At 74.0% G+C, this 15408-nt stretch carries 10 protein-coding genes; 7 read left to right on the top strand and 3 right to left on the bottom strand.

Annotated elements, in window-relative coordinates:
- Positions 1–432 precede the first annotated feature (432 nt).
- The gene (locus ACIO92_RS17950; RefSeq protein ID WP_402282146.1) at positions 433–3231 is read left to right on the top strand and encodes a hypothetical protein; all 2799 of its coding nucleotides are present in this window, start codon (positions 433–435) and stop codon (positions 3229–3231) included.
- Positions 3232–3925: 694 nt separating this feature from the next.
- Here the strand turns inward: ACIO92_RS17950 and ACIO92_RS17955 are convergent.
- Positions 3926–5326, bottom strand: coding sequence for a CARDB domain-containing protein (locus ACIO92_RS17955; protein WP_366441740.1), 1401 nt, complete (start codon positions 5324–5326; stop codon positions 3926–3928).
- 596 nt (positions 5327–5922) lie between these two features.
- Here ACIO92_RS17955 and ACIO92_RS17960 point away from each other — a divergent pair.
- Both ACIO92_RS17960 and ACIO92_RS17965 read left to right on the top strand, forming a co-directional pair.
- Positions 5923–8586 carry an ATP-binding protein gene (locus ACIO92_RS17960; RefSeq protein ID WP_402282144.1) on the top strand — a complete coding sequence of 888 codons (2664 nt, stop codon included), beginning with the start codon at positions 5923–5925 and terminating at the stop codon, positions 8584–8586.
- 154 nt (positions 8587–8740) lie between these two features.
- The gene (locus ACIO92_RS17965; RefSeq protein WP_402057422.1) at positions 8741–8986 is read left to right on the top strand and encodes a DUF2283 domain-containing protein; all 246 of its coding nucleotides are present in this window, start codon (positions 8741–8743) and stop codon (positions 8984–8986) included.
- A gap of 606 nt (positions 8987–9592) precedes the next feature.
- Here the strand turns inward: ACIO92_RS17965 and ACIO92_RS17970 are convergent.
- A complete protein-coding gene (locus tag ACIO92_RS17970) occupies positions 9593–10597 on the bottom strand; it encodes a WYL domain-containing protein (RefSeq protein WP_366441743.1) in 1005 nt (334 codons plus the stop codon).
- Positions 10598–10699: 102 nt separating this feature from the next.
- On the opposite strand from ACIO92_RS17970, the gene ACIO92_RS17975 reads away from it, so the two are divergent.
- On the top strand, positions 10700–11989 hold the full coding sequence (locus ACIO92_RS17975; protein WP_402282141.1) for an FAD-dependent oxidoreductase: 1290 nt from the start codon (positions 10700–10702) through the stop codon (positions 11987–11989).
- Positions 11990–12267: 278 nt separating this feature from the next.
- Here the strand turns inward: ACIO92_RS17975 and ACIO92_RS17980 are convergent, their stop codons facing one another.
- Positions 12268–12519 carry a hypothetical protein gene (locus ACIO92_RS17980; RefSeq protein WP_366441745.1) on the bottom strand — a complete coding sequence of 84 codons (252 nt, stop codon included), beginning with the start codon at positions 12517–12519 and terminating at the stop codon, positions 12268–12270.
- A 403-nt stretch (positions 12520–12922) separates the two neighbouring features.
- Between ACIO92_RS17980 and ectA the strand changes: the two genes are divergently transcribed.
- The 3 genes from ectA (at position 12923) to ACIO92_RS17995 (ending at position 15405) form a co-directional block, all read left to right on the top strand.
- Positions 12923–13504 carry a diaminobutyrate acetyltransferase gene (gene ectA, locus ACIO92_RS17985; protein ID WP_366441746.1) on the top strand — a complete coding sequence of 194 codons (582 nt, stop codon included), beginning with the start codon at positions 12923–12925 and terminating at the stop codon, positions 13502–13504.
- Between the two features lie 69 nt (positions 13505–13573).
- Positions 13574–14881 carry a diaminobutyrate--2-oxoglutarate transaminase gene (gene ectB, locus ACIO92_RS17990; RefSeq protein WP_402282139.1) on the top strand — a complete coding sequence of 436 codons (1308 nt, stop codon included), beginning with the start codon at positions 13574–13576 and terminating at the stop codon, positions 14879–14881.
- 53 nt (positions 14882–14934) lie between these two features.
- Positions 14935–15405 (top strand): ectoine synthase, encoded by a 471-nt coding sequence (locus ACIO92_RS17995; RefSeq protein WP_402282137.1) that lies wholly within the window; start codon positions 14935–14937, stop codon positions 15403–15405.
- The last annotated feature ends 3 nt before the right edge of the window (positions 15406–15408 follow it).

Raw genomic sequence — 15408 nt, forward strand, 5'->3', positions numbered from 1 at the left:
GCGGTGCCTTCTTCAACCGGGGCACCTGGGTGAAGCGGCGGGTGCGGTGGGCGGAGGAGACGACCGCGTCACCGCGCGAGCGGCAGGGCGAGCCGGGCGCCCCGCCGCTCGGCTCCGGTCGCGCGGCCCCGCCCATCCCCCTGGCCCGGTGCACTCCGTACTGCCCCACCCCCATGGGCGAACGCGAAGTCGGACCGCTCGCACATTGTTCACATCCCACGAGCAACCCTCGTACCTCTGTGCGCATCTTCCCCCTGGGGGACGGGACCGTCGAGGTTCCGGGGGGAATCCGCGAGAACCGGGAGGCCGGAGCGCCGGGACCAGTCGGTCTCCGGCCTCACGGCGCGCTCCGCGCTGCCTCGGACGCCCCGCTCCCCCGCGCAAGCGGAGCAGCAAGCGTGCTCCGGCCGACCGATCGTGAGGAATCTCGTTTTGATACGTGTCACACGCGGCGTCGCCACCGCGACGGCTCTGCTCGCGCTGGCGGCGGTGTCACCAGGACCCGCGCTCGCGCAGCCGTCGTCCGGAGGAAGCGCGGTGCCCTCTCCCGGCGCCCGCTCCGGAGGGACGGAACTCCCCGAGGGCTGGCGGGTCTTCGGTGCCGGCGCGGACCGGCAGCTGGTCTGGACCTCGCCCGAGCCCGTCCCCATGGGCGACGCCCGGGTCGAGTTCCACACGGGTGACCGGCTGCTCGGACGGCCGGTGGCGCAGCCGGACGGCCGGTCGTTCCGGCTGCCGCTCGGAAACTTCAGGCTCCCTGACGGACCGTCGCTGCGGGTGACGGCGGCCGGACGCCGCCTCGACGCCCCCGAGCCCGCCCGCGCGAAGGGGCTCCGTCCCGCTCCGCCCGCGTCCCCCGGGGCACAGCTCCCGGTGAACCCGGTGGACCCCGGGGTGGCGGGCCGCTACCGCCCGGTGAGCGGCGCGTACACGCTCAAGTCCGTCCGTCTGCCCGGGTTCCCCGAGCCGGTGGAGATGCGCGCCACGGTGGTGGGTCCCGCGAACGCGCCGGGGAAGCGGCCCGTGGCCCTCTTCCTGCACGGCCGCCACGCCACCTGCTACACCCCGGGGACCGAGGACGTCACCGGCTCCTGGCCGTGTGCCGCGGGGACGAAGGCGATACCCAGCGAGGAGGGGTACCTGCGCGCGCAGCGCCTGCTGGCCTCCCAGGGGTACGTGACGGTGTCCATCGCCGCGAACGGCATCAACGGGCAGGACTACCTGGCCGAGGACGGCGGCGCGCAGGCCCGCTCCTCCCTCGTCCGGCAGCACCTGGCCCGTTGGGCCGACTGGTCCGCGAACAAGGCGTCCGCCCCCGCCTCCGTGCGGGGCGTCTCCTCCGCCGACCTCTCGCGCGTGCTGCTCGTCGGGCACTCGCGGGGCGGCGAGGGCGTCAACCGGGCCGCTCTCGACAGCCTCGCCCCGGCCCCCGCGGACCAGGACGGCGCACGGGGCACCGTGCGCTGGAAGATCCGGGGCACCGTCCTCATCGGCCCCACCGCCTTCGGCAACAACCCGGTCCCCGACGTCCCGTCACTGGCGGTCCTGCCGGGCTGCGACGGCGACGTGTCCGACCTCCAGGGCCAGGACTACGTCGACGGCACCCGGGGCGTCAGCAAGGGCGCCGCGCTGCACAGCGCGGTCTACATGGTCGGCGCCAACCACAACTTCTTCAACAGCGAGTGGACCCCGGGCCAGGCGAAGGCCCCGTCGATGGACGACTTCTCGTCCGAGGACGGGACCGACGCGGTCTGCTCCCCGGGGACGCCGACGCGTCTGACGGCCACGCAGCAGCAGGCGGCGGGAGCCACGTACATCGCGGCGGCGGCGCGTCTGTTCGTCGACGGCGACGACCGTGTGCGCCCGCTCCTGGACGGCACCGGACGCCGGGCCCCCTCGGCCGGTCCCGCCAGGGTCCTCGCCCACGCCGTCGGTGCCCACCGCACGCCCGCGTTCCTGCCGGGGTCCTCGGTGACCGTGTCCGGCGGGGGCAGGGTCTGCGCCCAGGTGGACCCCGATCCCGCGCGGGCCTGTCTGGCCCCGGACGCGGGCGGCCGGTCGCCGCACTTCGCGTACTGGGAGACCGATTCCGAGCCGGGCCGTGACGCCATCGCCCTGGAGTGGGCCGGTTCCGGCGCGCCGGTCTCGGTGCGGTCGAAGAAGCCGGTGTCCCTTGCCGGTTCCGACGCGCTCACCCTGCGTGTCGTCGTCCCGCCGAACAGCGGGGCCACGGATCTCGACGTCACGGTCGTCGACGCCTCCGGGCGCCGCGCCCAGCTGGGCCGGGTCCGGGTCGACGGGCTTCCCGGCACCGAGCGGACCACCTCGTACTGGGCCCGTGAGGTCCGGGTGCCGCTGTCCGGCGCCGGGCGTTCCGGTGTGGACGTGAAGCGGATCACGACGCTGGAGCTGGCCCCGCGCGGTGGCACGGGACGCGCCTGGCTGATGGACGCGTCGGGGTGGCGTCCGGGTACTCCGGCGGTGCGCCCGGCGGCGCTGGCACGGGTCGACATCGGTCGGCTCAAGGTCATGGAGGGCGACTCGGGTGTCCGGACGTACCGGGTGCCGGTGCGGGTCTCCGGCGGGAGTGCCGGGCAGGTCCGCCTGTTCGTCCCCGTGGACGAGACGGCTTCCTCGTACGTGTCCCGTCTGGTGACGGTGCGTCCCGGGCGGCACGACATCGACGTGCCGGTCGAGGTGCGCGGCAACACCCGGTTCGGTTACGACACCTCGCACGACGTGTTCGTGAAGGCGGTGCGCGGCACGGCCGTCGGCTCGCACCGGGGCGGGGTCACCGCGGTGAACGACGACGCGATGCCGAAGGTGAGCCTGACGCCGGTCGCGGCCGACGTCGCCGAGGGCGAGGCCCTGATCTGGCGCATGACCTTGTCCGAGCCCGCCGACGCCGGCGTCATGGGCAGTGTCGGGTTCCTTCCGGTGACCTCCGGCGCCGAGCTGTCCACGGCGGACGTGGACCGCGACTGGCTGGCGGAGCGCGTCTTCGAGGTGCCGGACCCCGCGGTGCCGCTGTCCGCGATCCCGGACGGCATGATCTATGTGAGCGTGTACGTCGAGCCGGGCGAGACGAGCGCGGAGGTGCGCGTGCCCACGATCAGGGACGGCGTCGCCGAGCCGACCGAGTCGGTGCGGGCGAGGCTGACGACGTACGACAGCTCCTGGGAGCCCGTCCCCGGCCCGGAGTTCACGGGCACGGTCCGCGACGTGCCGTGACACGGCCCGCCCCGGGCTCCGGGGCCGCCGCTCGTACGACTCCGAGGTGACGGACCGGCACACGGCCCCGAGCACGGAGCGGAACTGACGTACGGATCTCATGTACCGGACCGACGTACTGGGCCGAGGCGTCCGGGCCTGAGATACGGCCCGGAGCGCGGCCGGTCCCATGAAGTCCCGCGAGGCGGGCACCGGGTCCCCGGAAGGGGGTCGGTGCCCGCCTTCCGTACGTCCCCGTCCCGCGTGGCGGGTGAGAATGCCGAGTTCCAGGCAGTTGGTCCGGACCGTCTTGAGCTGGATCTGTTCGGACTCGGCGAGGGTGCCGGGGTGCCGGAGGACTTCGGAGAACCGTTTGACGGTGTGCCGGGTGCGGGTGCGGGTGCGGTCCGCGAACCGGTGTCCGGCGGCCAGGGCGAGCCGGACGGTTCTTCTTCCGGGCCGGGTTCCGGCTCGGGTTCAGGGACAGCCGGGACAAGGGCACGCAGACAACCGTTCGTGGGCCGTCGCGACGAGGACACCGGCCTCGTCGCGACGGCCCACGGACGTCGTGGTCGGTCCGACCGGCCCCGTCCGGCGGAGAGGGTTGCCGAACGGGGCCCGGACCCCGGCCGCCGGGACTGGTCCTCACCAGTCGGCCCGGCGGTCGCGGATGGGGAGAGCCGTCGCGGAGGACCGCTCCTGCCCGAACTCCCTTCTACGACGCCCTGGGGACACAGGGGTTGCAGCAGGCCGGTTCGGGTTCGACGCAGACGGTGACGGAGTCGGTGTTGTCGGTCGGGTCGGGGTCCTTCTCGACGGCGGTGACGGTGGCGGTGTTGGTGATGCGGCCGGTCCTGGTCGCCTTGGCCCGCAGGGTGAGCGTCGTGTACGCGCCCACGGCCAGATCGCCGACGGTCCACCGGCCGGTGGCGGGGTCGTAGGTACCGGGGTCGGCGGAGAGGAAGACGAGGCTGCCGGGGAGCCGGTCGGTGACGGTGACTCCGGTCGCCGGGCTGGGACCCGCGTTGTGGACGGTCACCCGGTAGGCCACGGCCTGTCCGACGGTCACGGCGGTGGCGTCGGCCGCCTTCGTCACGTCGAGGTCGGCGGCGGGCCTGACCTCGGTCACGGCCTCGCCGGAGGTGGCCGTCAGCGGCTCCGGGGTCGGTCCGAGCCGGTTCTCGTAGGCGGCGGTCGCCGTGTTCGTGACGCGTGTCCCGGCGGTCTCCAGACCGAGGAGCACCCGGTACTCGACGGTGGTGCCGCCCGGCAGCGAGGCGGTGTTGGCGAGGCTTCCGCCCTGGGTGGCGGAGGCGCCGGTGCCGAGCCGGAAGACGACCGCCTTCGCCACGGGGTCGTAGGCGGCCTGGTCGTCGCCCGGCCGGTCGGTCTTCACCCCCGCGTCGGGCCCGTCGATGACGCGGAGCGAGCCGGGGACGTACGTGGTGCCCGGGGGCAGGACGTCGGTGAGGGTGAGCCGTTCGGCGGCGCCGCCGCCCTCGTTCCGCGCGGTGACCCGGTAGGTGACGACATCGCCGACGTCCAGCGGGCCCGCCGGGATCGCGGCCTTGGCGAGCGTGACGTAGGGGGCGGTGCCGAAGAACACCCCGTCGAGGAAGTTGCCGATCCCCCGGTTGCCGCCCGCGGCCGACACGGACCGGAAGGCGAAGCGGGTGAGGGTCTGTCCGGCGGGGACGGTGTAGGTGCCGGTGTAGTGGCCCCACGCCGTGTTGCCGTCGGTGATGACGCGCTGCTCGACCACGTTGCCGGGGGCGCCGATGTCGAGGGCCATGGTGTCCTGGCCGAGGCGGCCCCGGTGGTGGAGCCGCCAGTAGAGCTTGCTGCCGGGGGTCGTCGGGAGGTCCTGGTAGAGGGTGGAGACCTCGTTGGCGTTGAGTTCGGCGAACTGCTCTCCTTCCGCCGACGGGACCCCGTTGAACCCGGAGTGCCAGATCTCGATCATGTGGTCCGTCGCGGTGGTGAGCCAACCGGGGACGTGCCGGGGAGCCTGGGTCTGGGAGGCGTCCGGCAGGAACGCCATGTCGGTGACGGACGGCTGCTCGAAGCTTCCGTTGACGAGGGACACCCGGAGCGGGGCCGGAGGAGGTGTGCTCATCGTGACGTCTCCAGTCTGTCGACGTGCGCCGTGACCCCACGGGACCCGGACGGCCGTGCTGCGGTCCGGGAGGGCGGAGCCTGACCCCTCCAGCTCACCGCCGCCCCCGTGGCTTCGTACAGTCCCGGAGGGGCCGTCCCGGCCAGCACCGGCCGACGGGTTTGCCGGGGTCCGCGCCGCCGTCGCGGCCCCGCCGCGCGCCGCCGCACCCTCCGGGAGATCCCTCCCGCCACCTCCGGCGCGGCGCCCGCACGCACACCTCCCGTACTGGCCGGATGGCGCCGGTGCCTGACGAGCCCGCGCCAGTGGCGAGAGTGAACCGGGAAGCTCGCGATTGACGCACACGCGTTCCGCCACACACGAGCACGGGCGGAGCGGACCCCCACACGGCTCCCCGCGGGTGTGGCTCAGGTGTACGGCCGTTCGCCGGGAAGGGTGGTCCGGCGCATCGCGGCGAAACCGGCGCCGCGGTCGCGCGTTGGGGTTGCCATGACGCCGTTTGCAGTGACGGTTCTGCACGGTGGGCCTGCGGTTTCGTACCGCATGGCCGAGCTTCGGACGGGGGCGTCATCCAGGGAAGCGGGGACGGCGAGGTCGTGAAGTATCCCAACGTGTGGACACATGGCGACGACTGCGGCGACGGGCCCGGCGGTCCGCCCCCGGAGCGGGGCGGACTGCTGGGGCGCTCCGGGGAGGTCGCGGAGCTGCGGGCGGCGCTGGCCGGTCACCGGCAGGTGACCGTGACGGGCGCCGCCGGGGTCGGCAAGAGCAGGCTCGCCCTGGCCGTCGCGGCTCCCCCGGGCAGCGGGCCGTGGCGGGCCATGGTCCGGGTGCGCTGGCACGACGGCGTGCCCGCCGGTCCCGGCGCCCTGACCGCACGGGTGACCCGGGCCCTCACCGCGGCGGCGGGGGCTCCACCGGGAACGGACGCGGACGCGGACGCGAACGCGGATGCGGATGCGGATGCGGACCTGGCGTCATGTACGGGTACGGGTACGGGTACGGGTACGGGTACGGGTACGGGTCCAGGAGACGTTCTCGCCGCCGCGCTGGCGGCCACCGCGCGCGGTCGGCTCCTGCTGGTCCTGGACGACGTCGATCCCGTCCGTGTCGAATGCGCGGGCCTGGTGCAGCGGCTGCTGATGGGCGTGCCCGCGCTGCACGTGCTCGTGACCGCGCGCCGCGCGCTCGGGCTCGGTGACGAACGGGTGTTGCGCCTGGCGCCGCTGGCCGTCGATCCGTCCGCGGGCGCGCCGGGGCCCGCCCCCGCCGTCGCCCTGTTCCTGGCCCGCGTGCGGGGCGGCGGGGAGTGGGACGAGGCCGGACTCGTGGACGTCACCCGGGTGTGCCGCCTGCTCGAAGGGGTCCCGCTCGCGATCGAACTGGCGGCGGGTCAGGTGGGCGGTCGGACGGTACGGGAGCTCGCCGCCCGGCTGGAGACGGACCAGTGCTGGCTGACCGGACCGGGACCGGTTCTCCGGCGCCACCGGTCGCTGCGCGCCTCCATCGGCGCGGTGCACGCGCTGTGCGAGCCCGCCGCCCGCAAGGTGTGGCGCCGGGCCAGTGTGTTCGCGGGCGCGTTCAGCGAGGCGGCGGCGGTCCAGCTGTGCGCCGGGGAGGGGGTCGAGCCCGAGCAGGTGCCCGCGTGCCTGGCGCTGCTGGGCGCGAAGGGCGTGCTCCAGGCGATCGGCGAGCCGGGCTCGGTGCGCGTGCCCCGCTACCGGATGGCGCGGGCGGCACGCGACTTCGGCGCCGAACGGCTGCGCGGGGCGGGCGAGTCACCGGACCTCCTGACCCGGCACGCGATCCACTACCGGGGGGTCGCGGCCGTCGCCGAGACCCTGTGGCACACGGGGCTCCAGCGGCAGGCGGTGCAGATCGTCCTCGACGAGCACGAGGACCTGATGACCGTGGCCCGGGGCGGGTGGCCCGCGCCGTCGGCCCCGGCCCGTCGGCGAGGAAGGCCGGACGCGGACCCGGACCCGGACCGTGGCCCGGGGCCCTCGGACCACGAGGACCCCTCGGACCGCCCGAACCACCCGAAGCCCTCGCGCAACCCGGACCGCTTGGAGCACTTGGACCACTTGGACCACTTGGATGACCCGGACCATCCGGAGCACCCGCACCACCCAGACCCCTCCGCCCAGAGGGAACCCCCGGCCCATCACCCGACCCAGCCGGACTCTCCGGCCCCGGCCGATATCTCGTACGAACTGAACGGTCCCGCTCCCTCGGACCATCCGGACCCCCCGGGCAGTCCGATCAGCCCTGAGGGCACGGACCGCCCGGACGGACGGGCCCACCCGGACGGACCGGACGCCTTTGACAGGTCCGACCCCCCGGACCGCTCGGAGCCGTCCTGTGCCCCCGCCACCCCGGCCTGGCCCCGGCACCGCCCCCACGGGGCCGACCCGGAGCCCACCCTCCCCTCGGTCTTCTCCGTCCCCACCGGCCCCACCGTGCACATCGAGCGGACGGAGGCGGCGGTGGAGTCCGTCCTGCACCTCTGGTTCTGGTGGGCGGTGCACGGGCACGACGCGGAGGGCGGCGCCCTGCTGCTGGGACTGCTGCCGCGCCTCCCCGCCGACAGCCCGCTGGTGGCGAGGGGCAGGGGCCTCGCGGCCTGGCTGGTCGCCGCGCACGACCCCGGGACGGCCCACCGGCTCGTGGAACTCGTCTGGCCCGCCGCCGTACTGACCGGGGACGACGCGCTCGTGGGCCGCGTCGCCCATGTCCAGGGCACCCTGGCGTGGCAGCGGCGGGATCTGGAGGCGGCGGCGCGGTACTACCGGCTGGCCGCCGACACGGTTCCGGAGCGGGCGTACGGCGGACCGCCGCCCTCGGTGAGCCTCGCGGCCCTGTCCGTCGTGGAGGCCCACACCTCGCCGGAGGCGGCGGTGCGGACGGCCGAGCGGGCCCTGGCCCGGCCCACCGGATGCGACGACCTCTGGTCGGCCGCCCTCGCGCAGTACGCCCGTGCCTTCGCCGAGCACCGGGCGGGCCGCAGCGGCCGGGCGGGCCACCGCACCAGGCGCGCCCTGGCCCGGCTCGCCGAGGAACCGGGGGCGGCGCCGCAGGCACGACACGCTCTCGGGCACCTGCTCGACCACATCGAGAGCGGGCAGGCCTCGGGACCGGCGGGCCAGCTCCCCGACGGATCGCGCACACCGCCGGGCTTCCGGCGGCGCCCGTTCGTCCCCATGCCCCGAGCGGGCACACCGTCGGCGCGGACGGTCGAGGACGGCGCGGGCCGGTCGTGACCATCTGTCGGCGTACCCGTGAGCGTGGCGCTGGCAGGATCTCCGTATCCGAAGATCGTCTTGTTCCAGCGGTCCCAGCATGGTCGGTGGAGCTCCGGCACGGACGGACTGTGCCGACACCCGACACCCGCTTCGCCGAGGGAGCGCGCCAGCCATGGCAGACCTCAGGGTCACCTACGACAGGACCGCGAACGCGGCGTACGTCCACCTCACCGATCCGCGGGTTCCCACCAGGTCCTCGCGGATGTACCCCTGCGATCCGGTCGAGGTCGGCGGCATGATCAACCTTGACTTCGACGAACAAGGGCGCCTCATCGGCGTCGAGGTGCTGGCGGCCGACCGCAAGCTGCCCGAGTACCTGCTCAAGTCGTCTGAGCGTCCGGACGCCGACGGCGCATGAAGCGGTTGACCCCTCCTCGCCCCGCGCCGCATCCCATCGGAGTCGCCCCGATGCGCACAGCGGCGGCGGAGATGGGCGGTCAGGACATCGCGGTCGCGGAGGAGCGAGCGGAGGAGCGACACGTCGGCGCGTCCGGCCATCAGGCGTTCGCACCTCGCCGCCGGTGGTGCGGCACCAGGCCGCGGACATGACGGAGCACCCCGGTCCGGGCGTCAGGCTGGCGTACCCGATGGATCAGCGCGAGCTCCGCGGGCACGCACCGGCAGAGCGTGCCGGGGTGACGGCGAACGAGGTCCGGGGGGTAATGACGGGGAGAACTCCCGGCGAGGGGCTGCTGCTGTTCCGCGCGCACTCCGGCGGACCGAGCCGACGCCCCGTGACCGTGACCGGGCCCTCCCGCAGATCCTGTGGTGCGGCCAGGTCGTCACCGGCGCGGTGCTGCCGACCTCGTACGACCCGGGCGACGGGATACACGGCATGGCGCCGGACCAGTGGAGGCGTCTGACGGCCCCTCGACCGGCGGTCCCGCACGGTCCCGGGACCGGTGGTGCGGGCGTGGGGGCTTCCGGAGTTGCCGAGCGGGGTGTGCGGCTGCCTGCCAGTCGGCTACGGCTTTCCCCCGGCGTCCGCGGCAGAGGTCAGTCGGCTTGCGAGCCGCTGGCACGCCTCTACGAGTTCGGGCGGCCGGGCGTCGGTGAGTTCGGTGTCGAAGGTGGCGAGGATCCCCGCGACACCGGCCCAGGACCAGGCTCCGAGGGTGAGGAGGCAGTGGTCGGTGTCGAGGTGTTCGACGACCGAGCCGCTCGGCGCCCAGCGGGCGACGACGCCCGCCGGGAGGTTGAGCCGGGCGCTGCCGGTGCAGGGCCAGGCGGCGGGGGTGTCGCCACGATCGTGGCTGCTCATGACGTAGTGGGCGAGGTCGTCGTAGGGGGCCTCGCGCGGACCGAAGCGGTGTGTCGTGGGGCGGGGCCGGAGCCGGTCGACACGGTGCACCCGCCACCGGTGGTCCCCGAGGTCGTAGGCGACCAGGTACCAGCGACCGGCCCAGACGACCAGGTGGTGGGGCTCGACGCGGCGGGCGGGCGCGAAGTCCTCGTCTCCGGTCCCGGGGCGCGAGCCGTCGGGGCGCAGTGTCTCGGTGACGAGTACGTGGCGGTGGCGGACGGCGGCTCCCACGGCGGTGAGCGCGGTCGGGTCGACGGGGGGTGCCGGGAACTCCCAGTAGTCCCGGAGCCTGGTCAGGCGCAGGGACTTCATCGATTCCCGCAGCGCGGTGGGCATGGCCTGCTCCAGGGTGATCAGCGCCCGCGCCGCGTCGTCCCCGAGGCCGGAGACCGTGCTGGGCGCGGCCTGCAGGGCCACCGCGACCGCGAGGGCCTGTTCGTGGTCGAACACCAGCGGGGGGAGGGTGTGGCCCGCCCCGAGCCGGTAACCGCCGTCGGGCCCGTGGACGGTGGTGATCGGGTACCCGAGGAGGCGCAGGGTCTCGATGTCACGGCGCACGGTGCGTTCGCCGACCTCAAGCGCGGTGGCCAGTTCGCGCAGGGGCCACAGGCGGCGCGATCCGAGCAGGGACAGCAGCCGCAACGCGCGTCGTGAGGTGCTCGCCATCGTCCCATCATGCCGGGTAGTGGCCGTTCGATGTCCACTACCGGTGCCACTGTCGACCACCCGGGCAACCCACCGTGGTGGAAAGAGGATGAGATGAGTCGTATGCGCGTTGTGGTGGTCGGCGGCGGGATCGGTGGACTCGCGCTGGGCGCGGGACTGCGTCGCAGGGGGTACGAGGTGATGGTGTTCGACCGCGACACCGATGTGGCGGCCACGGGCGGCTACCACATCACCCTCGACGGGCGGGCCCTGTCCGCGCTTCGGGAACTGGTGGCGCCGGAGGTCATGCGGCGGCTGCTGGCGTCGTCCTCGGCGCTGCGGCTGCGCGACCGCGACGCGATCTGGGACCGTCACGGCCGACTGCTCGGCCTGGGGCCGGATCTCAGCGGCGTCTCCAGCGTCGATGTCGACCGGATCACCTTGCGCACGCTGCTGGCCGAAGAGGTCCGCGACGACCTGTATCTGGGGCGGACGGTGTCCGGCGTCCGGCAGGACGACGACGGCGTGCCCCGGGTGCTGTTCACCGACGCCCCGCCCGTCCCGGCGGATCTGGTGGTCGGCGCGGACGGCGCGCACTCCCTGGTCGCCCGGCATCTGGCGGGACGCCGGACCAACAGCCCGGCGGGCATCGTCGGATTCTCCGGCCGTACTCTCCGCGCCGATCTCGGTCCCGCCGAGCGGCGACGGCTCGGGCTGCGCTCCGGGCTGGCGATCGGCCCACGGGGCGCGGCGTTGTACATCGGTTTCCTCGACCCGGTCGGCAACGCCGCGCTCGATGCCCCGGAGCTGCGGATGTCCGTCACCACCGGTCCCACCTACATCTGGGGGGCCATGTTCCCGGAGTCTCCCGGGACCGACTCCCTCCGCGCCTTGCGCGGAGGCGAGTTGCGCGCCGCGCTGTCGAGCCGGTTCCGCGCGTTCGGCTGGGCCGGGCACACGCTCGAAGTCATCGCCCGCTCCGATCCGGACGGTGTGGCGGCGTACCGCTTCAACGCGGCCTCGACCCGTGCCGCCGAGCTGGCGCCCTGGGCCGCGGGCCGCATCACCGCGCTGGGCGACGCCGTCCACGCGACACCGCCCACCGCCGGGATGGGGGCCGGTGCGGCGATCCGTGACGCCGCGGCCCTGCTCCGGCACCTGGGTGACGCCGGTGACGGTACGACGACGGTCGAGGCGGTGGCCCGGTTCGAGGCGGAGATGCGGCGGCGCGGCAGCGAGGTCCTCACGCTCGCCATGAAGACGGTCCGCCTGATCCTGGCCACCGACACCACACTCGGCGCCGCCGCCACCGCCGTGACCACCCCGGTCCTGGCCGCCGCCGCCCGGCTGTGGCATCGCGGAGCGCACGGCACCGACGACCACACGGCGCCAGGACGGCCCGCCGGTCTCTGAGCATCGGGGAGGACGGCCCCGACCGGCGCCCGCCGGACCGCCGTCAGGTGCGGCGACGCCCCGCCCGGGTTCCACGCCGGCGGGGCGTCGGTCCCGAGCAGCTACGAGCAGCCAGCACGCGTGACTAAGGACTCCCTCACGGTAGGCCCCGGGTCTGACATCGCCCCTCGCGGCGGCTTCCGGTGGGTCGGGCTCAGGCACCGGTCGGCGTACCGCGAACGTCCGTACGGCCAGCCGGAGGCTGTTCTCCATCCGCTCGGCCCGGCCCCGGGGCGGGGTCACTCGTAGACGGTGGCGGTCTGGAGGGCCCTGGCCAGGAAGGTCCGGTCGCCGCCCTCGGGGAGCTCCCTCCCGGAGTTCCGGTACCGGCCCGGCGCGTCGTCCCTCCACGCCGCGAGCGCTCCGAGGAAGTGGTCCAGGCTCTGGTTCTCCCCTTCCCACCCCCGGTGGAGGTGGTCCTGGCGCAGGTCTCGAACGAAGGCCGCCAGGGCCTCGCGGCTGCGGACCTCGTCGTCGGGGGCGAGTGACATGCGGTGAAGGCACCTCGGCTCCTCACCGCGTCGGACTCCGGGCCCTGTGAGCACCGCGGGATCGGTGGGATCCCCGGGGCTCGCAGGAGCTGCGGGCCTCCTGGCCCCCGACGCCTTCCCGGCCTTCGACACCCTCCCCGAACCCGTACGTCTCACCCCGCCCGAGCTCCCCAAACCTGCGGCGCGGAACCTTCTCGCGTCCGATACGCGGGCGGGCACCCCTCCAGAACCCGTTACCTGGTCGTTATAAATGAAGGATATGGGTCATTTCGAGGCGATTTTCCCGCCGCTCGTGAGTTGATCAACGTCATTCGGCAGCCTTGCGCGGCTACCACGCACGCTGGTCGCGCACAAGCCCTCAGCCGCAGGAAGTTCCCCGTCCCGCTCGGTAGCTTCGGCACACATGACCTTCGCCCATGTGACGCCCAGGACCACCCGACCCGACCGGAACGACGCCCCCGGTGTGACCATCGGCCGCGCCCATGCGGACGACGGCTCCGCGCTCTGGCGGATCGCACGTGACTCCGGGGAACTGGACGTCAACTCGCCCTACAGCTACCTGCTGTGGTGCCGCGACTTCGCCGCCACGACCGCCGTCGCCCGCGACGCCGGAGGCCGCCCCGTCGGGTTCGTCACCGGCTATCTGCGCCCCGACGCACCGCGCACGCTCTTCGTCTGGCAGGTCGCCGTCGATGGTTCGCACCGCGGAACCGGGGTAGCCGGAGCACTGCTCGACGCCCTGTCCGACCGGGTGGCGGCCGAGCACGGACTCGACGCACTGGAGGCGACCGTGACCCCGGACAACACACCGTCGGACCGGATGTTCCGCACCTTCGCCCGCCGCAGGGGCGCGGCCGTGACCCAGGAGGTGCTGTTCCCGTCCACGGTCTTCCCGGAGCCGCCGTCCGGCGCCGCGGGCATCGCGGAGACCGATGACGGCCACCAGCCCGAGGTGCTCTACCGCATCGCCCCCCTGACGCCCTGACGGACCGGCCCCCGCCCCGGCCGCACCCTCCCGCCGCCCCTCCCCCACCCGCACCGAACCAGGAGAACCGTGACCGCACCGACCGACATCATCGCCGCCCCCTCCGTCTTCGAGACCGTCGAGTCCGAGGTCCGCAGCTACTGCCGCGCCTGGCCCGTCGTCTTCGAACGCGCGAGCGGCAGCAGGCTCCTCGACGAGGACGGACGTCCCTTCCTCGACTTCTTCGCGGGCGCGGGCTCCCTCAACTACGGCCACAACAACCCCGTCCTGAAACGCGCGCTCCTCGACTACCTCGCGGACGACGGCATCACCCACGGACTCGACATGTCGACGACCGCCAAACGGGACTTCCTGGAGACGTTCCGCACGACGGTCCTGGAGCCGCGCGCCCTCCCGTACAAGGTGATGTTCCCCGGGCCGACCGGCACCAACGCCGTGGAGGCGGCCCTGAAACTCGCCCGCAAGGTCACCGGGCGGGAGACCGTCGTCTCCTTCACCAACGCCTTCCACGGCATGTCGCTGGGCTCGCTCGCCGTCACCGGCAACGCCGCCAAGCGCGCCGGGGCGGGCGTCCCCCTCAGCCACACCATCCAGATGCCGTACGACCACTACCTCGGCGGCCGGACCCCGGACTTCCTCCTCTTCGACCGGCTCCTCGGCGACCCCGGCTCCGGACTCGACCACCCGGCGGCCGTGATCGTCGAGACGATCCAGGGCGAGGGCGGCGTCAACGTCGCCCGGGTCGCCTGGCTCCGGAGGCTCGCCGAGCTGTGCCGCCGCCGGGACATGCTGCTCATCGTGGACGACATCCAGATGGGCTGCGGACGCACGGGCGACTTCTTCTCCTTCGAGGAGGCGGGCATCGTCCCCGACATCGTCACCCTGTCGAAGTCCATCAGCGGCTACGGACTCCCCATGTCCCTCTGCCTGTTCCGCCCGGAGCTGGACGTGTGGGAGCCCGGCGAGCACAACGGCACCTTCCGCGGCAACAACCCGGCCTTCGTCACCGCCACCGCCGCCCTGCGCGCGTACTGGTCCGACAGTGCCCTCCGCGACCGCACCCTCGCCCGCGCCGGGCGCGTCGAGAACGCGCTGCTCGACCTGTGCGGCGACGACGGCCGTACGGCCGTCAGGGCGCGCGGGCGCGGACTGGTCTGGGGCCTGGAGTTCGCCGACGGCGAGCGCGCCGGGGCCGTGTGCCGCCGGGCCTTCGAACTCGGCCTCCTCCTGGAGACCTCGGGCCCGAACGGCGAGGTCGTGAAGCTGCTGCCGCCGCTGACGGCGACGGACGACGAACTCGACGAGGGCCTCGGCATCCTCGCGCGCTCCGTCCGGCACACGGCCGGGCTCCGCGCGGTCGGCAGCCGGGCCGCCTGACCGGACCGCCACCGACCGCGACCCCACCCCTTCCGCAGAAAGGCGATCCCCCCGTGATCGTGCGCACCTTCGACGAACTCGACGGCACCGAACGGCACGTCCGGGCCGCGTCCGGCACCTGGGAGAGCAAGCGCATCGTGCTGGCCCGCGAACGGGTCGGGTTCTCCCTCCACGAGACCGTGCTGTACGCCGGGACCCGGACCTCGATGTGGTACGCGCACCACGTCGAGGCGGTCGTCTGCACCGCCGGTGAGGCCGAGCTGACCGACCACGAGACGGGCCGCACGTACACGATCGTGCCCGGCACGATGTACCTGCTCGACGGGCACGAGCGGCACACCCTCCACGTCAAGCGCGACTTCCGCTGCCTGTGCGTCTTCAACCCGCCCGTCACCGGCCGCGAGGACCACGACGAGAACGGCGTCTACCCCCTGCTCACCGAACCCGAGCCCGAACCCGAACCCGAGCCCGAATCCGGGTCCGAGCCCGAATCCGGGTCCGACTCCGGGTCCGGGTCCGGCTGATCC

Origin of the sequence: Streptomyces sp. NPDC087215 (genome assembly GCF_044744885.1) — a bacterium.
Classification (GTDB): Bacteria; Actinomycetota; Actinomycetes; order Streptomycetales; family Streptomycetaceae; genus Streptomyces.

Coding starts and splice junctions, on each gene's coding strand:
- ACIO92_RS17955 (WP_366441740.1), bottom strand. CDS start 5,326: ATGAGCACACCTCCTCCGGCCCCGCTCCGGGTGTCCCTCGTCAACGGA.
- ACIO92_RS17965 (WP_402057422.1), top strand. CDS start 8,741: ATGGCAGACCTCAGGGTCACCTACGACAGGACCGCGAACGCGGCGTAC.
- ACIO92_RS17970 (WP_366441743.1), bottom strand. CDS start 10,597: ATGGCGAGCACCTCACGACGCGCGTTGCGGCTGCTGTCCCTGCTCGGA.
- ACIO92_RS17975 (WP_402282141.1), top strand. CDS start 10,700: ATGCGCGTTGTGGTGGTCGGCGGCGGGATCGGTGGACTCGCGCTGGGC.
- ACIO92_RS17980 (WP_366441745.1), bottom strand. CDS start 12,519: ATGTCACTCGCCCCCGACGACGAGGTCCGCAGCCGCGAGGCCCTGGCG.
- ectA (WP_366441746.1), top strand. CDS start 12,923: ATGACCTTCGCCCATGTGACGCCCAGGACCACCCGACCCGACCGGAAC.